The 21,329-nt window shown below is 40.4% G+C and carries 17 protein-coding genes and 1 rRNA gene; 7 read left to right on the forward strand and 11 right to left on the reverse strand.

The features are described from left to right. The first annotated feature begins 150 nt into the window (after positions 1-150). The 4 genes from rrf (at position 151) to adk (ending at position 4,381) form a co-directional block, all read left to right on the forward strand. A 5S ribosomal RNA gene (gene rrf, locus PHAL_RS0114725) occupies positions 151-265 on the forward strand. 525 nt (positions 266-790) lie between these two features. After that, a complete protein-coding gene (locus PHAL_RS0114730) occupies positions 791-1,507 on the forward strand; it encodes an RluA family pseudouridine synthase (RefSeq protein WP_016709190.1) in 717 nt (238 codons plus the stop codon). A gap of 132 nt (positions 1,508-1,639) precedes the next feature. Continuing rightward, positions 1,640-3,553 carry a molecular chaperone HtpG gene (gene htpG / locus PHAL_RS0114735; RefSeq protein ID WP_016709191.1) on the forward strand — a complete coding sequence of 638 codons (1,914 nt, stop codon included), beginning with the start codon at positions 1,640-1,642 and terminating at the stop codon, positions 3,551-3,553. A 183-nt stretch (positions 3,554-3,736) separates the two neighbouring features. Continuing rightward, positions 3,737-4,381, forward strand: a complete 645-nt coding sequence (adk, locus tag PHAL_RS0114740) for an adenylate kinase (protein WP_016709192.1) — start codon at positions 3,737-3,739, stop codon at positions 4,379-4,381. Between the two features lie 69 nt (positions 4,382-4,450). Here the strand turns inward: adk and tpx are convergent, their stop codons facing one another. Then, positions 4,451-5,032: a thiol peroxidase gene (gene tpx, locus PHAL_RS0114745; RefSeq protein WP_016709193.1), complete on the reverse strand. Its 582-nt coding sequence runs from the start codon at positions 5,030-5,032 to the stop codon at positions 4,451-4,453. A gap of 202 nt (positions 5,033-5,234) precedes the next feature. Between tpx and PHAL_RS0114750 the strand changes: the two genes are divergently transcribed. Next, on the forward strand, positions 5,235-6,239 hold the full coding sequence (locus PHAL_RS0114750; protein ID WP_016709194.1) for a response regulator: 1,005 nt from the start codon (positions 5,235-5,237) through the stop codon (positions 6,237-6,239). A gap of 4 nt (positions 6,240-6,243) precedes the next feature. Then, positions 6,244-7,215, forward strand: coding sequence for a sensor domain-containing diguanylate cyclase (locus PHAL_RS0114755; RefSeq protein ID WP_016709195.1), 972 nt, complete (start codon positions 6,244-6,246; stop codon positions 7,213-7,215). A gap of 53 nt (positions 7,216-7,268) precedes the next feature. Here PHAL_RS0114755 and PHAL_RS0114760 read toward each other — a convergent pair whose 3' ends face one another. The 4 genes from PHAL_RS0114760 to PHAL_RS0114775 form a co-directional block, all read right to left on the reverse strand. Further along, a complete protein-coding gene (locus PHAL_RS0114760) occupies positions 7,269-8,783 on the reverse strand; it encodes a SpoVR family protein (RefSeq protein WP_016709196.1) in 1,515 nt (504 codons plus the stop codon). Positions 8,784-8,804: 21 nt separating this feature from the next. Continuing rightward, positions 8,805-10,091 carry a YeaH/YhbH family protein gene (locus PHAL_RS0114765; protein WP_016709197.1) on the reverse strand — a complete coding sequence of 429 codons (1,287 nt, stop codon included), beginning with the start codon at positions 10,089-10,091 and terminating at the stop codon, positions 8,805-8,807. 30 nt (positions 10,092-10,121) lie between these two features. Beyond that, positions 10,122-12,044, reverse strand: coding sequence for a PrkA family serine protein kinase (locus PHAL_RS0114770; protein WP_016709198.1), 1,923 nt, complete (start codon positions 12,042-12,044; stop codon positions 10,122-10,124). 178 nt (positions 12,045-12,222) lie between these two features. After that, complete coding sequence (locus tag PHAL_RS0114775; protein WP_016709199.1) at positions 12,223-12,804, reverse strand: Fe-Mn family superoxide dismutase; 582 nt, start codon at positions 12,802-12,804, stop codon at positions 12,223-12,225. 276 nt (positions 12,805-13,080) lie between these two features. Between PHAL_RS0114775 and PHAL_RS0114780 the strand changes: the two genes are divergently transcribed. Beyond that, positions 13,081-13,419: a Grx4 family monothiol glutaredoxin gene (locus tag PHAL_RS0114780; protein ID WP_016709200.1), complete on the forward strand. Its 339-nt coding sequence runs from the start codon at positions 13,081-13,083 to the stop codon at positions 13,417-13,419. A gap of 72 nt (positions 13,420-13,491) precedes the next feature. Here PHAL_RS0114780 and PHAL_RS0114785 read toward each other — a convergent pair whose 3' ends face one another. The 6 genes from PHAL_RS0114785 to PHAL_RS0114810 all read right to left on the reverse strand — a co-directional run bounded on the left by PHAL_RS0114785 (position 13,492) and on the right by PHAL_RS0114810 (position 20,746). After that, on the reverse strand, positions 13,492-14,802 hold the full coding sequence (locus PHAL_RS0114785; RefSeq protein WP_016709201.1) for a sensor histidine kinase: 1,311 nt from the start codon (positions 14,800-14,802) through the stop codon (positions 13,492-13,494). Then, complete coding sequence (locus PHAL_RS0114790) at positions 14,802-16,130, reverse strand: sigma-54-dependent transcriptional regulator (RefSeq protein ID WP_016709202.1); 1,329 nt, start codon at positions 16,128-16,130, stop codon at positions 14,802-14,804. The genes PHAL_RS0114785 and PHAL_RS0114790 overlap by 1 nt, the downstream gene beginning before the upstream one ends. A 92-nt stretch (positions 16,131-16,222) precedes the next feature. After that, the gene (locus PHAL_RS0114795; protein WP_016709203.1) at positions 16,223-17,428 is read right to left on the reverse strand and encodes an ABC transporter permease; all 1,206 of its coding nucleotides are present in this window, start codon (positions 17,426-17,428) and stop codon (positions 16,223-16,225) included. A 9-nt stretch (positions 17,429-17,437) separates the two neighbouring features. Next, positions 17,438-18,751 carry an ABC transporter permease gene (locus tag PHAL_RS0114800; RefSeq protein ID WP_016709204.1) on the reverse strand — a complete coding sequence of 438 codons (1,314 nt, stop codon included), beginning with the start codon at positions 18,749-18,751 and terminating at the stop codon, positions 17,438-17,440. Between the two features lie 3 nt (positions 18,752-18,754). Beyond that, positions 18,755-19,465, reverse strand: a complete 711-nt coding sequence (locus PHAL_RS0114805) for an ABC transporter ATP-binding protein (protein ID WP_016709205.1) — start codon at positions 19,463-19,465, stop codon at positions 18,755-18,757. Between the two features lie 27 nt (positions 19,466-19,492). Next, the gene (locus PHAL_RS0114810; protein ID WP_016709206.1) at positions 19,493-20,746 is read right to left on the reverse strand and encodes an efflux RND transporter periplasmic adaptor subunit; all 1,254 of its coding nucleotides are present in this window, start codon (positions 20,744-20,746) and stop codon (positions 19,493-19,495) included. Positions 20,747-21,329: the final 583 nt, after the last annotated feature.

The following is a 21,329-nucleotide window of genomic DNA, read 5'->3' on the forward strand; positions in this document are numbered from 1 at the left end:
TTAAGATTGTAGGTCGTGATTTATCGCGACAACTAAAGTAGATTTACTAGCAGCTGTAAGCCATAAGCTTTCAGCCGTCAGAAAACAATTATCAGCCATTTTCCAGATTTTAATTAATTGGCTCGTAAGAGCGAATTAATACCAAATTTGCTTGGTGACAATAGCGTTTTGGACCCACCTGACCCCATGCCGAACTCAGTAGTGAAACGAAATAGCGCCGATGATAGGGTAGCATATGCTATGTGAAAGTAGGTCATCGCCAGGCTCCAAATTAGAGAAACCCGTTACAGCGATGTAACGGGGTTTTTGTTGTCTGGAATAAAGCATAGCTGTCAGCCGTCAGCCGTCAGCTATCAGCCGCACAGTGTCAACCTGGACACCGTAGCGTGAGTTGAGTATCTGATACTCATGGATAAATAAAGCCACAGACAATGAGAGCGTAGCATTTGCTATGTGGCTTCTCTACCGCTGTAGGCACTACGTCATCCCAGGCTCCAAATAAGAGAAACCCGTTACAGCGATGTAACGGGTTTTTTGTTGTCTGGAATAAAGTATAGCTGTCAGCCGTCAGCCGTCAGCTATCAGCCGCACAGTGTCAACCTGGACACCGTAGCGTGAGTTGAGGACACCCACGGATTAAAGAACGCCACGACTAAGCCAGAGCTTTTTCTTTCATATATTTAAATAAGCTTTAAAATAGTGTAATCAAAACTTTTCTCACTTATCGCTAAATTTTAGTGCTAACTGCGTTATAAATTTCCATCTAGAACAACCCACGTCAAGGAATTAAATGTCTGATTGTAGTTCGAAACCTAAAATGGTCGTTGATGAGTTTATTGCACCGGTTTGCCGTGAGCATGTGGAAATCTTATATCAAGACGATGATATTTTAGTGATCAATAAACCTAGTGGGTTATTGAGTTTGTCCGGTAAGAATCCGGCTAATTGGGATTCTGTTCACTATAGGTTAGTGCATGGTCAACCTGATATTACTGCTGCATTCCCAACAGCTAAGTTAATTCATAGATTAGATTTTGGCACCTCAGGCATAATGGTTGTTGGCCTTAATCCAGAATCAACTAAGCACCTAAATAAGCAGTTTCAAGCTGGGACAATTAAAAAGCACTATATAGCGATACTTGATGGTTGGTTATTAAATGACGCAGGCCAGATTAATGCTGCGATAGCTAAGGATAAATCACTCTTTCCATTAGTAAAAATTTGTAACGTGATGGGTAAAGTTGCAGTTAGTGACTATAGTGTATTAAAGCGCTTAACATCACCGCAGAGGACGTTAGTACAATTTACCCCTGTTACGGGGCGTACACACCAATTACGTATTCATAGTCATAGTATTGGGCACCCAATACTTGGTTGTGATCTATATAAAAACGAATCTAGCGAACAATTGGCTGAGCGTTTGCAATTGCATGCCAGTGATCTGTTTTTTGTGCACCCGCAAAGCTTAAAGAACATACATTTTCATTGCTCACAGCCATTTTCATAGCAACAATAAACGATCAAACTTTCATATTTCTCCATCTGTAGGTTACTTTTTTGCTCATTTGACTTGAAGTTAACAAACCGCGCCCCATATTAAGTGCATAACGCAGACACTTTGCAAATTGGAGATATATAAATGACTGCAGCACAAAAAGAAACATTAGGCTTTCAAACAGAAGTTAAACAATTACTAAACTTAATGATTCACTCACTGTATTCGAATAAAGAAATATTTTTACGTGAGCTTGTGTCTAATGCCTCAGACGCGGCAGATAAATTACGCTTTTTAGCACTTTCGAATGGTGATCTTTACCAAGGTGATGCGGATCTACGTGTACGCATTAGTGCAGATAAAGAAGCTAACACTGTGACTATTTCTGATAATGGTATTGGCATGACCCGTGATGAAGTGATCAGTTCATTAGGGACGATTGCTAAGTCAGGTACTGCTGAGTTCTTCAAAAACTTAACAGGTGATCAAAGCAAAGATTCGCAACTAATTGGTCAATTCGGTGTTGGTTTTTATTCTGCATTTATCGTTGCAGATCTAGTGACTGTGCGTACACGTAAAGCTGGTGAAGAAAAAGGTGTTGAGTGGCAATCACAAGGTGAAGGCGAATACACGCTAGAAGAAATTGAAAAAGCTGGGCGTGGTACAGACATCATATTACATCTGCGTGAAGACGAAAAAGAATTTGCTGATGATTGGCGCTTGCGTAGTATTGTGACTAAATACTCGGATCATATTTCTACGCCGGTACAAATGTTTAAACCAGAAGTGCCTGAATCTGAAGGTGAAGATGGCGAGAAAATTCCAGCAGTCCCAGGTGAGTGGGAGAGCATTAACCGCGCCACTGCATTGTGGACACGTGATAAATCAGAGCTATCTGATGAAGAATATAAAGAATTTTACAAGCATGTAAGTCATGACTGGGAAGATCCACTTAGCTGGGCCCACAATAAAGTTGAAGGTAAAACTGAATACACAAGTCTACTGTATATTCCTAAAAAAGCCCCTTTTGATTTATGGAATCGTGACCGTCAAAGTGGTTTAAAGCTGTATGTGCAACGCGTGTTTGTAATGGATGACGCTGAGCAATTTATGCCTAGCTATTTACGTTTTGTGAAAGGTTTACTTGATTCTAATGACTTACCACTTAATGTATCGCGTGAAATCTTACAAGATAACAAAGTAACCCAAGCAATCCGTAAAGGTTGTACATCACGTACTTTAAAACTGCTTGAGCGTATGGCAAAAAATAAGGCTGATGACTACCAAGTATTTTGGAACGAGTTTGGTCAAGTGATCAAAGAGGGTCCTGCTGAAGATGCCGCTAACAAAGAAGCGATTGCTAAATTACTGCGTTTCTCTTCAACACACACCGATGAGAAGGCACAAAATGTTTCATTAGAGCAATACGTTGAGCGTATGAACGAAGGGCAAGATGCGATTTACTACGTTGTTGCTGATTCATTCACAGCAGCGAAAAGCTCTCCACACTTAGAGATCTTCCGCAAGAAAGGTATCGAAGTACTGTTGATGAGCGACCGTGTTGATGAGTGGATGATGAGCCACTTAACAGAATTTGCTGAAAAGCCATTTAAGTCAATTACTCGTGGTGATTTAGATTTAGGTAATCTTGACGATGAAGAGACTAAAAAGGCGCAAGAAGAGTCTGAAAAAGAAGTTGCAGGCTTAGTCGACCGTATTAAGACAGTGCTTGGTGAGAGTGTTAAAGACGTACGCTTTACGCATCGTCTAACAGACTCTCCAGCATGTGTGGTTGCAGATGACAACGATATGAGCTCACAAATGCAAAAGCTAATGGAGTCTGTTGGCCAAGCAGCTCCTGAAGCTAAACCTATTTTTGAGCTTAACCCTGAGCATCAACTTGTTAAGCACTTAAATGTTGAGCAAGATGAAGATAAATTTGCTCAATGGTCACATGTACTACTTGATCAAGCATTGCTTGCAGAGCGTGGGACATTAAAAGACCCTGCAGGTTTTGTGACTCGTCTAAATAAATTAATGCTAGACTTGAGCAAGTAATTACTCAAACAGTCACATTTTTATAAAAAAGGAACTTAGGTTCCTTTTTTTATAATTTCAATCTAGTCAATTGGTATAAGTTGCTTGAGTATCGGCGGCGCTTATGGAAGAATTCAGGCTTTAAAATAAATTATACTGATTTGCTGATGTTTATAGTGAACAGTATCAACCGAGGACAATGATATGCGCATTATTCTTTTGGGCGCGCCGGGTGCAGGTAAAGGTACTCAAGCTCAGTTTTTGATGGACAAGTACGGTATTCCACAGATCTCTACTGGTGATATGTTGCGTGCTGCAATTAAAGAAGGCACGCCACTGGGTTTAGAAGCAAAGAAAGTAATGGATGCAGGTCAGCTAATTTCTGATGACATCATCATTGGTCTAGTTAAGGAACGTATTACTAAAGCAGATTGTGAGAAAGGTTTTTTACTTGATGGCTTCCCACGCACCATTCCACAAGCTGATGCAATGAAAGAAAATGGCGTAGTAGTTGATCACGTTATTGAGTTTGATGTTGCTGATGAAATTATAGTTGATCGTATGGGTGGACGTCGTGTACATCCTGGTTCTGGTCGTGTTTATCACGTTGTTTACAACCCACCAAAAGTGGAAGGTAAAGACGATGTAACGGGTGAAGACCTAATTATCCGCGCAGATGATACAGAAGAAACAGTACGTAAGCGTTTAGGTATTTACCATGAACAAACAATGCCATTGGTTGATTATTACCAAGCAGAAGCGAAAGCGGGTAATACCCAATACCATAAATTAGACGGTACACAAGCTGTTGAAGCTGTTAATCAGCAACTTGCTGAATTATTAGGCTAATTAACCATCATTTAGGTTAATTAAAAAAACCGCCGATTGGCGGTTTTTTTATGAGTACGATTTGCAAAGTTATAATGAATTTAAAGCACTAATAACTGGATCATAGTTAGGCTCAGTCGATAAATCAGCGACTAACTGTTTATAAACGACCTTATGACTGGCGTCCAAAACAAAGACAGCACGAGTCAGGAGTCCCATGTCCTTAATGATCAGTCCATAATTTTGACCAAAGTCACGCCATACTGAATCAGATAGTGTTGTAACTTTATCTATGTTCTCAGCTTTGCAGAAACGTTTTTGTGCAAAGGGTAAATCAGCACTGATAGTAAGCATGGCGATATTTGGAAATTGCGAAGCCACTTTTTCGTTAAAATGTTTGGTTTGAATGCTACACACCCCAGTATCCAGGCTAGGCACGACGCTTATTAAAATAGCCTTACCTTGATAATCCGCTAATGTGATGGGTGTAAATGAGCCATCAACTACTTTGAAGTCTGGCGCTTTATCACCAAGGCTTACACCTTGCCCTAATAACGTGATTGGTTTTGACTGCACTGATACTTTGCCAGCATCTAAGGTGTTTTCGGTCATATCCGTAGCAAAAGCCATCGAACAAAAGGCACTAAAAGCAAAAGTAAGCGAACGAAGCATAAGGTATTTCCTTTAGAATTAACGCAATTAGCGTGAGTGTATTATAATCACCTATAGACACCAAGTGTTTAGTGCAATTTAAAATTGTAATGCATGGTTACATTGATTAACATGATGCAGTGATAAGTTTGTACCTTACTAATAAAAATAAAAGCACATTGGCTTGATATATGCGGCCAATGTAAGCGATCAGAGAGAGACTATGTCAACATCGGTTCTTATTTGTGATGATTCTAAGCTTGCGCGCCGTCAGTTAGCTCGTTCGTTGCCCGATGATTGGGATATTAAAGTTGAGTTTGCTGAGGATGGGGTGCACTGTATTGAGCAGATTAAAGCGTTAAGTCCTGAAATTCTATTTCTCGATTTAAATATGCCACAAATGGATGGCTATGAAGTACTGCAAGCAATCCAAAAGCAAGGCTTAAACGTTTTAACTGTGGTGGTCTCCGGCGATATTCAGCCGAATGCGCATCAACGAGTGATTGAACTTGGTGCGATAGATTTTATTCAAAAGCCCTGCGATGCACAAAAACTCGCTGAAATTATCGAACATCATGGCATTAAAGATAAAGCCATGCGTGAACGGCTATCACATCGTTTAGGGGAGCAAGTTGACCCTGATGTGAGAGATATCTATCAAGAACTTACAAATATTGCTATGGGTCAAGCAGGAGATCTACTTGCTCGTTTACTGAATGTATTTGTTGAGTTGCCTATTCCGAATGTTAATATTCTTGAAGTCAATGAATTAGATATGGCACTGCGCTCAATTGACGCGAATGCGTCGACTTCTGGCGTGTGCCAAGGTTTTATTGGCGGTGGGGTTTCTGGTGAAGCCTTGTTATTACTGAATGATTCAAGCTTTAAAGAAATCGCGTCCTTAATGGATTATCAAGGTGAGCTTAATAATAAAGTTGAGCTGGAGTTACTAATGGACATTAGTAACATTCTTATCGGTGCAATTTTAACTGGTTTATCGCGTCAATTAGATATGACGTTTAGTCAAGGGCACCCAGTTGTACTTGGACAACATTGTGATGTAGCTGATTTAGTGAAAGCAAATAAATCACGTTGGCAACGTACTTTAGCCATAGAAATTAGCTATGGTATTGAAGACCACAATATAAATTGTGATCTAATGCTGTTGTTTACAGAAGATTCACTAAAAACGTTGAAGTACAAAGTTGCTTACCTATTAGAAGACTAACACTATGCCTGCTGCTGATTTTAATATGAATGAGATCCATTGGTTAATGGATATGTTTAACACCGTCGATATTGGTTTAGTGGTGCTAGACAGAGATTATAAAGTGTGTATTTGGAATGGCTTTATGGAAAACCATTCCGGTATGTTACCCAGTGCAGTGAAAGATAAAGATCTGTTTGATTTATTTCCATCAATAGACGAAAAATGGTTTCGTAGTAAATCTGAGTCAGTGTTTATTTTAAAAAACCGCTCATTTACGATTTGGGAGCAGCAGCCCTATATTTTTCGTTTTAAAAACTATCGACCAATTACCGGCAAAGCCGATCACATGTATCAAAACGCAACGTTTATTCCGCTTTCTAATACGATGGGTGAAGTAGGGCACATTTGCATCATAATTTATGATGTTACTGATGTAGCTGTTAATAAAAAAGAGCTGGAAGAAGTTAATCGTAAATTGGAACAAGTAAGTCGAACTGATGCGCTGACACAACTAGCTAATCGCGGTCATTGGGAGAACACCCTTCGCCAAGAGTTTCTACGTATAAAACGCAGTGCTGGTTGCAGTACACTATTAATGTTTGATATCGACCACTTTAAAAAAGTAAATGATGAATACGGCCATCGCTGTGGTGACGAAGCACTTCGCAACATAGCCGATTTATTGCGTAAGACATTGCGTGAAACTGATATTGCAGGGCGCTACGGCGGCGAAGAATTTGCAGTGACCTTACTAGATACAGATCGCCAAGGTGCTGAAATATTTGCAGAGCGCCTACGTAGCCTGGTTGAAAATTCCTCTATTTACTTTGATGGACAGCAAATTAAAATGACAGTGAGTATTGGTTTTGCATGTTTTCAAACGCATTTTGAGCGATATGAAAAATGGATTGAAGCGGCAGATAAAGCACTTTATTTTTCCAAAGAAAATGGTAGAAATTGTGTCACTGCTTATCAGGATTTAAATGAATCGTAATACAAAAAATGACGCAACAGCGTCATTTTCTTTATCACTCGGTTGCTTGAATATTACAGCGTAGTATGACGAGAATCATCTGATGGGCACTGTCCAAGAGTCGTGATTTCACCGGTGGGCAACTCTTGCTCAAGCTTTACTTTAAACCCCCACAGTCTGTAAAGGTGTTTTAATACCTCATCATGAGACTTTGCTAGTGGGATATTTTGGTGTGGCACATAGCGTAAGGTTAAAGAACGATCTCCCCTAATATCTACATCGAACACTTGAATGTTAGGCTCATGATTACTTAAGTTATATTGTGCCGAAAGTGCCGTTCGTACGGCGTGATAGCCGTTTTCATCATGTATAGCACCAATGTGTAAGTTTGGATCTTTTTCGTGATCGATAATAGTGAACAGCTTAAAATCACGGATTAATTTAGGCGATAGAAATTGGCTGATGAAACTCTCATCTTTAAAGTTTTCCATCGCAAAATGCAAGGTATCTAGCCAATTACTACCTGCATAGTCAGGAAACCATCGTCTATCTTCCTCGGTTGGGTTTTCGCAGATACGGCGAATATCTACCATCATATTAAAGCCCAATGCATAAGGGTTAATACCTGAGTAATAATTGCTATTATAAGGGGGTTGGTAAACTACATTAGTATGGCTTTGTAAAAACTCCAGCATAAATGAATCGGTGAGTTTTCCTTCATCGTATAAGTGGTTCAAAATTGTATAATGCCAAAATGTCGCCCAGCCTTCATTCATCACTTGGGTTTGTTTTTGCGGATAAAAATATTGGGAAATTTTCCGTACAATACGGATTACTTCTCGTTGCCAAGATTCGAGTAATGGGGCATTTTTTTCAATAAAATAAAGTATGTTTTCTTGCGGTTCAGAGGGAAAGTGCCGCTCGCGCTTTTTAGTTTCTTGTTGATGTGATGGAATAGTACGCCAAAGTTCGTTTACTTGCGATTGCAGGTAATCCTCACGCTCTTGCTGGCGCTTTTGCTCTTCAAATAAAGATATTTGTTGAGGACGCTTATAACGATCAACGCCATAGTTCATAAGGGCATGACATGAGTCTAGGAGGTTTTCGACCTCATCAATGCCATACTTTTCTTCACAACGAGCAATGTAGTTTTTTGCAAATAACAAGTAATCAATAATTGAACTGGCATCGGTCCACGTTTTAAATAAGTAATTCCCTTTAAAAAATGAGTTATGGCCATAACATGCATGTGCCATAACCAGTGCCTGCATAGGCAGGGTGTTTTCTTCCATTAAATAAGCAATACAGGGATCTGAATTAATAACAATCTCATACGCTAAACCCATTTGCCCGCGTTTGTAGTTTTGTTCTGTTTGAATAAACTTTTTACCATAAGACCAGTGGCTGTAACCAATAGGCATACCAACGCTAGAATAGGCATCCATCATTTGTTCTGCGGTGATCACCTCGATTTGATTAACGTAGGTATCGAGACGATAATGCTCGGCCACACGGGCTATTTCGTCTTGGTATTGTTGCAGTAACTCAAATGTCCAATCTGGCCCATCACTCATTCGTTTATCGGTCATATAAATACCTCGCTGTGCAACTTATGCTGCACCTTGGTGTTGACGACTCTTTTTAAATAGCTCACGGAAAATAGGGTAAATATCCTCAACATTACGAATGTGTTGGATAGCAAAATTGTCATGAGTTTGACAAATATTTTGGTATTCACGCCATAGACTTTGATGAGCTCGGGTAGTGATCTCAATGTAGGCGTAGTAACGCACATCTTTTAAGAGCTTGTTACGCAAAATTTCACCGCATTGCGGTGAGTCATCAGCCCAATTGTCGCCATCAGACGCTTGCGCAGCATAGACATTCCACTCACCTGCGTTATAGCGCTCTTGTATGATTTCATGCATTAGTTTAAGTGCACTAGATACAATTGTGCCACCTGTTTCTTGAGAATAGAAAAACTCTTGCTCATCCACTTCTTTAGCTTGGGTGTGATGGCGGATATACACCACTTCAATATCTTTGTAACTGCGCGTTAAAAATTGATAAAGCAATATATAAAAGCGCTTTGCCATATCTTTAGTTGCTTGGTCCATTGAGCCTGAGACATCCATAATACAAAACATCACTGCTTTACTCGTTGGGTGTGGCTGCTTTTCATAATTACGAAAACGCAGGTCGTAGTTGTCAATAAACGGAACTGCGTCTATACGCTTTTGTAATGCAGCAATTTCTTGCTCAAGTAAAGCAATGGCGGCGATATCTGGTTTGCCCTCAGCCATTAATAAAGCTAGTTGCATCTGTAATTCAGCCAATTGCCGCTTTTTACCGGCAGTCATTGCTACACGCCTTGCCAATGAACCTTGTAAAGAGCGCACTATATCAATGTTACTTGGCATGCCATCACTGCAAAAACCAGCGCGATGGGTCTTCATTTGCACCAGCTTATCTAACTGGTTCTGTTGTAAATTAGGCAGCTCTAAATCTTCAAACAGTAAATCTAAGTACTCGTCTTTAGATATTGAGAATACAAAATCATCCTGGCCTTCACCGGAATCACTCGCTTCACCTTCGCCCGCGCCACCACTGCCTTGCCCCCCTTGCGGGCGTTTAATTTTATCCCCGGTGGAAAATTGATCATTCCCCGGATGTATTTGTTCACGGTTACCGCCTTTTCCTTGATGAAAAGTTGGCTCACTGATATCCCGCTGTGGGATTGTGATACTTTCTCCACTACTGGTATCAGTGACGCTACGCTTATTTATCGCATCGGATACCGCCTCTTTTATTTGTTTTTTATAGCGCCTGATAAAACGTTGACGATTTAACGTGCTCTTATTCTTACCGTTCAGGCGACGGTCTATAAAATGCGCCATAAAGCCCCCTAAAATACTTCAGTTTGATTGTTATTGTGATTTACGCACTCGTAAATACCACTCAGATAACAAACGTACTTGTTTTTGGGTATAGCCTTTTTCTACCATGCGATTAACAAAATCCTCGTGTTTTTTCTGATCTTCTGCGGATGTTTTCGCGTTGAAAGAAATAACCGGCAATAGATCTTCTGTGTTTGAGAACATTTTTTTCTCAATCACAGTGCGTAGTTTTTCGTAGCTGGTCCACAGAGGGTTTTTTCCGTTGTTGTGCGCTCGCGCTCGAAGTACAAAGTTGACTATTTCATTGCGGAAATCTTTTGGATTTGAAATACCCGCTGGCTTTTCAATTTTTTCAAGTTCAGCATTGAGTGCCTCACGGTTAAATAGTTGGCCAGTATCCGGATCGCGATACTCTTGGTCTTGGATCCAAAAGTCGGCATAAGTGACGTAACGGTCAAAAATGTTTTGCCCGTACTCAGAGTAAGACTCTAAGTACGCAGTTTGTAATTCTTTACCAATAAACTCGACATATTGCGGAATTAAATAGCCTTTTAAATGACTCAAATAACGTTCTTCCACGTCGGCTGAGAATTGTTCGCGCTCAATTTGCTGTTCTAACACGTAGAACAAATGCACTGGGTTAGCGGCAACTTCAAGGGTATCAAAGTTAAATACACGGGATAAAATTTTAAACGCAAAGCGGGTTGAAAGCCCAGTCATGCCCTCATCAACACCAGCGTAATCACGATACTCTTGGTAAGACTTTGCTTTTGGATCGGTGTCTTTTAAGCTTTCACCATCATAGACCCGCATTTTTGAGTAGATACTGGAATTTTCTGGATCTTTTAAGCGCGACAAAGTAGTGAATTTTGCCAATGTTTCCAGTGTTCCAGGAGCACACGGGGCATTATATAATTCACTGTGTTCTAATAGTTTATCGTAAATTTTCACTTCTTCTGAAACGCGTAAGCAATAAGGTACTTTGACGATATATACTCGGTCTAAAAATGCTTCATTGTTTTTGTTGTTTTTAAACGTTTGCCACTCTGATTCATTTGAGTGGGCCAAAATCATCCCGCTGAAGGGCAGTGCGCTGATCCCTTCTGTGCCATTATAGTTGCCTTCTTGGGTGGCTGTTAATAATGGATGTAAGACTTTGATTGGTGCTTTAAACATTTCAACAAACTCCATTAAACCTTGATTAGCAAGGCATAATGAACCTGAATAAGCATACGCATCCGCATCATTTTGAGCGTAGTGCTCTAATTTGCGAATATCTACTTTACCAACCAGTGCAGAAATATCTTGATTGTTTTCATCCCCCGGCTCAGTTTTTGCGATGGCTATTTGGTTCAAGATAGAGGGATAGCGTTTAACTACCTTGAATTGGCTAATATCACCATTAAACTCAGATAAGCGTTTAGTGGCCCACGGCGACATGATGGTTTTTAAATAACGGGGTTTAATGCCGTATTCTTTTTCCATCAGTTCTGCGTCTTCATTTGGATCAAATAACGACAGTGGGTGGTCATTAACAGGCGACCCTTTAATTGAATAAATAGGCACTTGTTGCATTAAATACTTAAGCTTTTCGGCAATGGAAGACTTGCCACCACCAACGGGGCCAAGTAAGTAGAGCACTTGTTTGCACTCTTCAAGGCCTTGTGCCGCATGTTTTAGGTAGGATACGATTTGCTCAATGGCATCCTCCATACCGTAAAAGTCATTAAAAGCGGGGTAGCGGGCAACTACTCGATTTGAAAATAACCGACTTAATCGGGCATCTTTGGATGTGTCGATCATTTCGGGTTCGCCAATGGCAGTTAATAATCGTTCAGGTGCACTGGCGTAAGCCGATTTATCAGTTTTACAAATTTCTAAGAACTCAGCGATACTGTACTCTTCTTCTTGTGCCGCTTCGTATCGTGCTTGGTAATGCTCAAAAATACTCATGGAGACCTCCAAAAACCTGCTTAAACTAGGTGCTTACAAATTTAAAAAGTAGCAAAGGTTATTTAAAGCTTAGTCATGAATTTAGATTTTTGTGCAATAAAATTAAAAATTTATGTTAGAAAATAAAAAAGACGCCGTAGCGTCTTTTAAATTAAGCTTGCTCGAATCGAGCAATTAATTATGCGAAGTTAGCGTTCGCGAATTCCCAGTTAACAAGCGACCAGAAAGCTTTTAAGTAATCTGGACGAACGTTACGGAAATCGATGTAGTAAGCATGTTCCCACAGATCCACTGTTAGGATCGGTGTTACACCTTCTTGTGTTAGTGGTGTTGCAGCGTTAGACGTATTAACGATGTCTAAAGAACCATCTGCTAATTTAACTAACCAAGTCCAGCTTGAACCGAAGTTGTTAACTGCTTTGTCATCAAAAGCTGCTTGGAATGCTTCAAACGAACCCCATTTAGCATTGATAGCATCTGCAACCGCGCCCGTTGCTGCGCCACCGCCATTTGGAGATAAGCTGTTCCAGTAGAAAGTGTGGTTCCAGATCTGTGCTGCATTGTTAAATACACCACCTTCTGAAGAGCAAACTACTTCTTCAAGTGTTTTATTTTCGAATTCAGTACCACCTACTAAACCGTTAAGTTTTACAACGTATGTATTGTGGTGTTTGCCGTGGTGAAACTCGAGTGTTTCTTGTGAAATATGTGGCTCAAGTGCGTTAATTGCATATGGTAGTGACGGTAGTTCAAATGCCATTTTTTATCTCCATCTTCTTTTGGTTGATAGTCCAAATAGTAATAGGTAATACCTGTTCAAACAGAGTAGTTGCCTATACCAAATGGGATTATAGTGTTACTATAATTGTTGAGTATTTTACTCAAGTTTTAGCAAACAGCAATGCTAAACAGCAGTGCAAATGCAAGACTATTTAGATTGCGGCTATATTTGCCCACTTTAAGACACATATATGAGGCTAAATGAAAATTTTTCAAGCCTTGATATGTTCAGCTATCGTCACTTTTGAGGTTGTAGATGGAAACCATTGATAAAATTAAACAACAGATTTCTGAAAATCCAATTATCCTTTATATGAAAGGCTCGCCTAAACTACCAAATTGTGGTTTTTCTTCACAAGCGTCTCAAGCACTTATGTCATGCGGTGAGCCGTTTGCTTATGTTGACATTTTACTCAACCCAGATATCCGTGCCGAACTTCCTGCTTACGCTAATTGGCCAACATTCCCTCAGTTGTGGGTGGAAGGTGAGTTAATTGGTGGCTGTGATATCATTATTGAAATGTTTCAACGTGGTGAATTACAACCACTGATCACAGAAACTGCAGCCAAATATAAAGAAGCTGATGCCGAATAATTTTTGTGCTTTATGCTAATTTAGTGAAAAGCCGCTTAGTAGCGGCTTTTTTGTGGCATTTTATAAGACTGTTCACACACTAGGCAAAATTACATGGACATTAAGCCCGCCACTGTTACGATTATGTAAGCTAATTTGGCCATGGTGTGCTTCAACTATTTCACGGCATAACGCAAGTCCTAAGCCGCTACCCGTTACTTTGGTTGAATAAAACGGGATCAAAGCATTTGCCATTACTTGCTCACTCATACCTTTACCTTGATCACTTACGCTGATATGGGTACCTTTGGTATCTTGTGAAATACAGACACTCACCTGCTCGGGGGCAGAGCCAGATTCGTGGGCATTTTTGAGTAAGTTGATCAATAACTGTTCTATTTGAGTTGGATCAGCAAGCGTGGTTACATCTTTGTTTATTTCGAGTATAAACTGCCATTGGCGCTGTAATTGTTCCAGTAATACTGGCCAATCAAGTGTAATGACTTGTGGTGTTGGTAATTTTGCAAACTTACCATAGCCTTGGACAAACTCATTAAGGTGTTTGATACGCTCTGAGATGGTTTCAAAAACCCGCTTAAGCCTTGGTTCGTTCAGGTTTTCACTGAGTAACTGGCCGCTGTGTAACATTGATGACATGGGGCCAAGCGAGTTATTGAGCTCATGACTAATAATACGAATGACTTTTTTCCACACCTCAACTTCTTGACGACTGAGTTCTCGAGTCAATTGTTTAAATACATATAAATAATGATATTGATTATTTAGCAATAATTTACCTGTTGATAAATGCCATGCTTGGGCTTCTTGATTCTCTGCTTCTAGAGTAAATAAACCATCACTACCACGCTGTAATGCTTGGCTTAATTGTGGGTGAGCATTAGTAAGTAATTGCTCAAATTGACTGCCTTCAAGGGCCGTTTTCGCGTTAAAAAGATCCCGAGCACTGTAGTTACTGTAAACAATAAAGCCTTTATCATTTTTTAAAAGGACGGCTTGCGGTGAACTTTGCAGCACTTTATCAAGCATTAACTCGCGTTGATAAATCCATTGTTTTTCTTGGCGTAGTTGCTTTGCACTTTGATTATACAGCTGACACAATCGGCCTAATTCATCATTGTTGTTATAGGCAAGTTGAGTGGTTAGTTCACCATCTTTAAGGTTAAGTAATCCTGTTTCTAACGAGTGCATACCTTGCACTGTGGAGCGACAGAGCCGAAATGACACATAACTGGCTATCAGCACAGTCAAAAGTGTATTTACACCAATTAAAAGCCAGTCTAACTGTGTTAACCAACTGATTATCCAAACCGGAATAATGGCTGATATGTTACATAACAACATAAGCTTGGTGGTGATAGATAAAAAGAATTTATTGCTTTGCATCAATAATCGATCTCAAATTTTTGTAAACGTCGGTACAATGCCTGACGACTTAAACCAAACTGGCGAGCTACTTTGGCGATAACACCTTGATGCTCACGCATTGCTTCTTCTAAAGCTAATTTTGTGGGTTCTTGTTTTGTCGGCTGAGCGTGGCTAGTGAGCGATTGCAGGGCGAAATCATCAAGGGTAATATCACCATCTGGTTTGAGTACCGCAACACGTTTACAGGCATTTTCAAGCTCACGAACATTGCCAGGCCATGGGTGTGCAAGTAAACCTTGTTCGATCGCAATTGATAGCTCTCGATCACCTAGAAAATGTTTGGCAAGTGTTAAAATATCGTCAGGGCGCTGTGCTAAATTTGGTAAATTGAGCTCAATGACATTGAGACGATAATATAAATCTTCACGAAAGCGTCCGGCACGAATAGCCGCTTTTAAGTCTTCATTGGTGGCGGAAATAACCCGAACATTTACTTGTTGTGTTTTTGTTGAGCCGAGTCGCTCAAACTCACCGGTTTGCAAAACGCGTAATAACTTCATTTGTCCAGATAACGGTAAGTTACCTATTTCATCTAAAAATAGTGTGCCGCCATCGGCGGCTTCAAAGCGGCCAATTCGTTGTTTGGTGATACCAGTGTACGCCCCAGCTTCAGCACCGAATAACTCAGCTTCAATTAAATCCTGAGGCAGGGCACCGGCATTAATGGTTAAAAATGGCGCATGCTTTAAATGAGAGTTAGCTTGGATAATCTGTGCAATGCGCTCTTTGCCACTCCCATTTGCGCCAGTGATCAGCACAGATACATCTGATTTTGCCACTTGGATTGCCATATTGAGCACTTTTTCCATTGCGGTACTTTGATAAACCAAACCAACTAAATCGGCATCGGCTAAACTGGCTGTGCGTTCTTGCTGGTGGCGAGCATAAGTGGCATTTTGTTGTTTTGTGTGGCCAAGCTCAATTAGGTTATTTACACAGATCAGTAATTTGCTATCGTCCCAAGGCTTGGGTAAATAATCGGCGGCACCGGCTTTAACTAGTTCAACTGCTGTTGCAAGTTCTGTCCACGCGGTGATCAAAATAATCGGTAAGAGTGGGTTAAGTTCTCGTAATTGGTAAAATAACACCTTGCCTTCTTCACCTGAAGTGGTGTCATTACTAAAATTCATATCTTGGATAACGAGTGAGATACGTTGATATTGCACTATTTGTAACGCTTCAAGCGGGGTTTTTGCCGTGACCACCTGATAGTCATGAATTTCTAATAGTAATGACAAGGCTTCTAAAATAGCGGGATTGTCATCGACAATAAGTATTTTTTCCATGTGAATTTAATCGCTGTTTATTTTTATTAGATAATGGTTTTATGAAAATGCTACACCGAATTATCTCAGTGTAGCATAGCTTAGGAAATGCTTTATATGCTTCGTGTGGCAATACTTGGTGATATGTTGGCGGCACGTTTTGCTGGGCCAAATACCGCAAGTAAGCTCATTACAAACACCATAAGTGCGGTGCCGGCAATATAGCTAGGTGGTAGTGCAGCAATTGAAAAGTGCTGCATTAAAAGTTGCCCGAGCAATAGTGCAGCTATTACACCGAGTATTAGGCCTGCAGTGCAAATCATCGCATTTTCCACTAAAAAGTAGTTAATGATGGCTGACTTTCTAGCGCCTAATGCACGGCGAGTACCGATTTGCTTGGTGCGTTTGCTGATATTAAATAAAGTTAAACCAAAAATCCCCAGCGCGGTGACTAATACTAAAATAGTGATTAATACAATTAGCATACGCATCATTAACGTATCTTGCGCCATGTAATTTTCTTTGGCTTCATCTAAGCCTCGTACGCGAATAATCACACGCTTGTCATAACTTTTTAGCATTTCATCTTCAATTGTACTGGCCAGTTGTGCACGTTGCTTAACATCGGTTCGAACAATAAAGTTGCCCGAAATATTTGGATTAATATAAGGGATCAAAGCGACATTATCAGGGCGGCTATCTTTCATCCAAGGGCCTTTTGCTTTTTTGATAATACCCACTATTTTAAGGGCGATATCGCCTAAATAGACTGTTTTTCCCAAAGCGTCAGTATCAGAAAATAACTCATCGGCTAATGTTTGGGTAATAATGGTCACATTGGCGCGTTGCTCATTATTATCAGTAACAATGACTTCACTTTCGTTAAAATTACGTCCAGATGCAAGTTCAAGTCCTAATGTGTTTAGCGCATGGTCATCGGTAAAAAAATATGCTGTTCTGGCGGAAAGCCCAGGTTCTGGGGCAGGGTTAATACTAAAGTCAGACGAACTGCCGCTACCAGAAAGTGGTGTATTACTAATATAGACTGCATCAATTACGTTGGGTAGTCCACGTAACATCGTTTCGTCTAGCTCAAATTGCTGGTGACTTTCGACATCATTACCAAACAACATTACATGAAACGAAAATATTTCGTCTTCAGGATAGCCGGTTTCCTGGCTTAAGTAGCTGACTTTATCTTCGATTATAAATGCGGCATTACTGACAATCGCGGTGGTAATAGCTATTTGCAGTAATAACAATATGGCACCTATTTTTGAGCGGCATAGTGCGTGAAAAATTGGTTTTATTTCTAACATAATGTGCTCCTATTGGCTCTTGAGGTAAATTGTCGGGTTGGTTTTACAGACTAACCACGCAGGGTAAAGCCCCGCTACAATACATGTTGTAATTGCAATAACAGGTGCACTGAGTAACATGGTGAAATCCATTGTGGCGATTGCTGAATAGTAATCATAGCTTTGACGAACACCCCAGAGCCCTAATTGAGCAAGTACTATACCGACTAAGCCACCAAAACAACCAAGCATAGCCACTTCAACAAGGTGTTGTAAAAAGACTTGTCGTTTACTGGCACCTAGTGCACGGCGGACACCTACCTCTGGTGCTCTGCGCAAAAATTTAGCTAATAGTAAGCCAAGGATATTAGCTAAACAAACAGCTAAAAACATGAAGCTCAAGGCAACTAAGATTTTGTTGTCTTCACTGACGACTTTGTTGTACTGCATCCATTGGTTAACATCTCGTAAGCTATAAGTAAGCTCTTTACGATTGAAACGGCCATGCTTTTGTTGTTCTTCCATGTAAGCCATTAAAAAGTTTTCGTATTCTTGCTTTTGTTGTGCATCGTTTAGTTCTACCCAAAATTGAACCCACACCATTTCTGATTGTAACTTAGCTTTAAAGCTTCTAACGTCTTCATGTTTCCAGCCATTGGTGTTCCCCCAGTTGCCAAATTCTCTTGCTTCTACAAGGCTAAATGGTAAGAACATGCTTTCAGGTTCGTTAAAAACGCCATTATTTAAATCGTAGTATTTAACCACTAATGGCCAACTTTTTGTGACGCCGATGACTTCATAACTTTCGTTATCAAGGTAAAGAATCTTGCCGACAGAGTTTTTACCAGCGAATAGTCTTTCATTCAGTTCTTCACTTATTACTACGACAGGGGCGGCGTTTTCTTCTTGCTGTTGTGACCACTTATTACCGTACAAGAACTCAAGTTGAAACATCTCAAAAAATTCAGGGGTAGTCATTCGTGCACTTTTACTAAAAGGCTTAACAGTGTCTGAGTCGGTGTACACAGAAAAGCCACTGCGTAGCATACTTAAACGTTTACCTTCAGTATTAGCACGATATAAATTGGTAGCATCTTGATAGGTCAGTTGCATGGGGAGATTGTCGTCTGTCCACCACGTATGACCGTCATCCATTATTTGCAGTTGCACACTAAACAGTTGACTGCTTTTATGTGGAATAGGATCCGCCGACATCATGTGATAAACGCTTAAACTGGTCATGGTTACACCAATCCCGATGGCAATCGCCAGCACCATTAAAAAGCTCACTAACGGGGTGCGCTTAAAACTACGCCAACTTAAATCGAGGTAATGTAATAGCATAAGTTACACCCCAGCCACATTTTTAAGGGTTTGTGCCCCTTGGTATAAGGTAAAGTCGGCTAGTTGCCCATCGACTACCTGAATGTTACGCGGTGCGCGACGTGCAAGTTCTGGATCATGGGTGACCATTATAATAGTGGCACCATCACGATTAATTTGCTCAAGTAACTCCATCACTTGACGGGCCATTAGGCTGTCGAGGTTACCGGTTGGTTCATCGGCAAGTAAAAAGCGCGGCTTACCAGCAAGGGCGCGAGCAATCGCGACTCGTTGTTGTTGACCACCTGATAATTGCTGCGGCAAGTGCTTGGCACGTGAGGCTAAACCTACCTGCTCTAAACATTGCTCTATGCGGCGTTTACGCTCATTGGCTTTAATGCCTCTATAGCGCAGTGGTACTTCAATATTCTCGTATAGATTCAAATCAGGAATAAGGTTAAAACCTTGGAAAATAAAGCCAATTTTTTGGTTACGAACATCGGCGCGTTGATTGTCATTGAGTTTACCGACATCAATGCCATCAAGTAGATATTGACCACTACTAAAAGGCTCTAACATACCTGCGATGTTTAAAAAGGTGGTTTTTCCTGAGCCGCTAGGACCGGTTACTGCAATGAACTCGCCTTCTTCTACGTGTAAATTAAAGTCACGTAATGCATGAGTTTGTACCATTTCTGTTTGGTACAGCTTGCTGATGTTATTCATCTTAAGCATGAGTTGCTCCTTGTAATATAGTTGTTCTTATCTAAGTAATAATGTTGGCGCTTGTTTAAAGTTGTCGTAACTGGAGATGATCAGTTGATCGCCCGGGCTTACGCCGTGTATTAGCTCTATAGCATTAATACTGCTTGCCCCCGTTGCTATATCAACAAGCTGTGCGGTATCACCGGTAACTTTGTATACTCGCGTGCCGCCTTGCTGCATGAATGCCCCGCGTTTTACTTGCAATACGTCATCACGGTTTTCTAATAAAATCCGTGCCGTTAAGCGTTGGTTTTGGCGAATACCTTCGAGCTCTTTATCAAAGCGCACTCGAGTGGTCACTTCACGATTATTAACTTCAGGTGAAATTGCCGATAACACACCGGTCACTTTTTTTGCCCCAAGTGTTAGCTCAACTTCCATTCCGAGTCCTAGCTCATTGGCATAACTTTCAGGTACTTGCAGTTGTGCTTCAAAGTTACTTAAATCAACCAAAGTCATCAAAGGTTGACTTTGCGTTACAGCTTCTTTTTGTTGCACCAGTAAGTTACCAACAATACCGTTGACGCTGGCTTTAATTGTTAAGTTGCTAACTTGGCGGTTTAAGTCATCCACAATCAATTGTTGACGAGCAAGATCACGCTCTGCTGCTTTGAGCTCAAATGCAAGGGTATCTTTTGCAAGTGTAACTTCTTGTTGAGCGTGTTTATAAGAAAGTTTGGCACGAGCGAGATCATCGACTGCTTTTTCTAAATCAATCTGGCTGATCAAGTTTTTTTCGATAGAAAGCTTAGCACGGCGGTTTTCTCTGTCTGCTGCATTAAGTTCTACTTGGGCAAGATCTAATGTCTTTGTTAGGCTAAGTTTTTGGCGACGCGCTTCTAAATGCTTACGCTGTAACTCGCCATCAAGACGTGCTAATACAGATAGTTGTTGTTTTAATTCGTTGGTCAATTCTGGGCTTTCGACTAGCGCGATAGTATCACCTTGGTTAACTTGATCCCCAGCTTTTACCAGTAAATCAACGTAGCCACGTTGTGGGCTATACACTTTAGGGGCGGTTGCAGCGACAATTTTACCGCTGGCAGCAACATCACGAACTAGACGGCTCATATTAACTGTTGCGATCTGTAATGAAGCCCGATCAACAGAAATACTGCCTGAGTTACTACCCATAAACGCTTGGGCACACAAAGCAATAATGGCCAGTGTTAGTACAACAAGGGTGATGGGCTTTTTATAACTGCGTTTAGGTGTCACGCTAGTATCTTGTGCACTGGTATCTTTTATCATGGGTGATCCTTAAATATGTTTATCTTCGAAATAAGTGATCATCAAAGTCACTGCAAATACAGTGATAGGTGAAACTAAAAATAGACTGAGAATAAACATAAAGAGTGTCCTGTAATTAACTTGTACTGTTTATTCGAATATCGTGCCAACAATTAATTCATTAATTTTCAATTACTTATGTTTTTATCGAGAAATAAATGTGTCCGTGGACAGATCAAGTGTCCGCGGCGGACAGTTATTCTCAATCGCTTTCCGTTTAGGGAAAGCGACTCACTGATTACATAAAACTGGAATGGGTAATTTATGCAATTATGCTTATTTTTATTGATAGTTATGCATTACTTTGCTAATTCTCAACGGGGATTAAAAACAAGTTAGTTTAAGCTTTTACTCTAAGTTGATTGTGGATAACGATTCACGCATACAGAAAACGATAATAAATAACAATATAGATAAAATGCACATAACGCAGTTTAATGAATAAATATTCACTTTTGAGTGTGTTTACGTTGACGTAAACTGCAGCATTGCTGTGGGGGCTTTTTTACAACTTGTTAAATATGACACCAGTGTCATAAAAAAA

The organism is Pseudoalteromonas haloplanktis ATCC 14393 (assembly GCF_000238355.1).
In the GTDB taxonomy this organism is placed as follows: domain Bacteria; phylum Pseudomonadota; class Gammaproteobacteria; order Enterobacterales; family Alteromonadaceae; genus Pseudoalteromonas; species Pseudoalteromonas haloplanktis.

What these genes read in the sequence shown, in the direction of transcription:
- PHAL_RS0114800 (WP_016709204.1), bottom strand. Translation starts at nt 18,751, where the DNA reads ATGCTATTACATTACCTCGATTTAAGTTGGCGTAGTTTTAAGCGCACC.
- PHAL_RS0114785 (WP_016709201.1), bottom strand. Translation starts at nt 14,802, where the DNA reads ATGCAAAGCAATAAATTCTTTTTATCTATCACCACCAAGCTTATGTTG.
- adk (WP_016709192.1), top strand. Translation starts at nt 3,737, where the DNA reads ATGCGCATTATTCTTTTGGGCGCGCCGGGTGCAGGTAAAGGTACTCAA.
- PHAL_RS0114730 (WP_016709190.1), top strand. Translation starts at nt 791, where the DNA reads ATGTCTGATTGTAGTTCGAAACCTAAAATGGTCGTTGATGAGTTTATT.
- PHAL_RS0114795 (WP_016709203.1), bottom strand. Translation starts at nt 17,428, where the DNA reads ATGTTAGAAATAAAACCAATTTTTCACGCACTATGCCGCTCAAAAATA.
- tpx (WP_016709193.1), bottom strand. Translation starts at nt 5,032, where the DNA reads ATGCTTCGTTCGCTTACTTTTGCTTTTAGTGCCTTTTGTTCGATGGCT.
- PHAL_RS0114810 (WP_016709206.1), bottom strand. Translation starts at nt 20,746, where the DNA reads ATGATAAAAGATACCAGTGCACAAGATACTAGCGTGACACCTAAACGC.
- PHAL_RS0114760 (WP_016709196.1), bottom strand. Translation starts at nt 8,783, where the DNA reads ATGACCGATAAACGAATGAGTGATGGGCCAGATTGGACATTTGAGTTA.
- PHAL_RS0114780 (WP_016709200.1), top strand. Translation starts at nt 13,081, where the DNA reads ATGGAAACCATTGATAAAATTAAACAACAGATTTCTGAAAATCCAATT.
- PHAL_RS0114790 (WP_016709202.1), bottom strand. Translation starts at nt 16,130, where the DNA reads ATGGAAAAAATACTTATTGTCGATGACAATCCCGCTATTTTAGAAGCC.
- PHAL_RS0114805 (WP_016709205.1), bottom strand. Translation starts at nt 19,465, where the DNA reads ATGCTTAAGATGAATAACATCAGCAAGCTGTACCAAACAGAAATGGTA.
- PHAL_RS0114775 (WP_016709199.1), bottom strand. Translation starts at nt 12,804, where the DNA reads ATGGCATTTGAACTACCGTCACTACCATATGCAATTAACGCACTTGAG.
- PHAL_RS0114770 (WP_016709198.1), bottom strand. Translation starts at nt 12,044, where the DNA reads ATGAGTATTTTTGAGCATTACCAAGCACGATACGAAGCGGCACAAGAA.
- htpG (WP_016709191.1), top strand. Translation starts at nt 1,640, where the DNA reads ATGACTGCAGCACAAAAAGAAACATTAGGCTTTCAAACAGAAGTTAAA.
- PHAL_RS0114755 (WP_016709195.1), top strand. Translation starts at nt 6,244, where the DNA reads ATGCCTGCTGCTGATTTTAATATGAATGAGATCCATTGGTTAATGGAT.
- PHAL_RS0114765 (WP_016709197.1), bottom strand. Translation starts at nt 10,091, where the DNA reads ATGGCGCATTTTATAGACCGTCGCCTGAACGGTAAGAATAAGAGCACG.
- PHAL_RS0114750 (WP_016709194.1), top strand. Translation starts at nt 5,235, where the DNA reads ATGTCAACATCGGTTCTTATTTGTGATGATTCTAAGCTTGCGCGCCGT.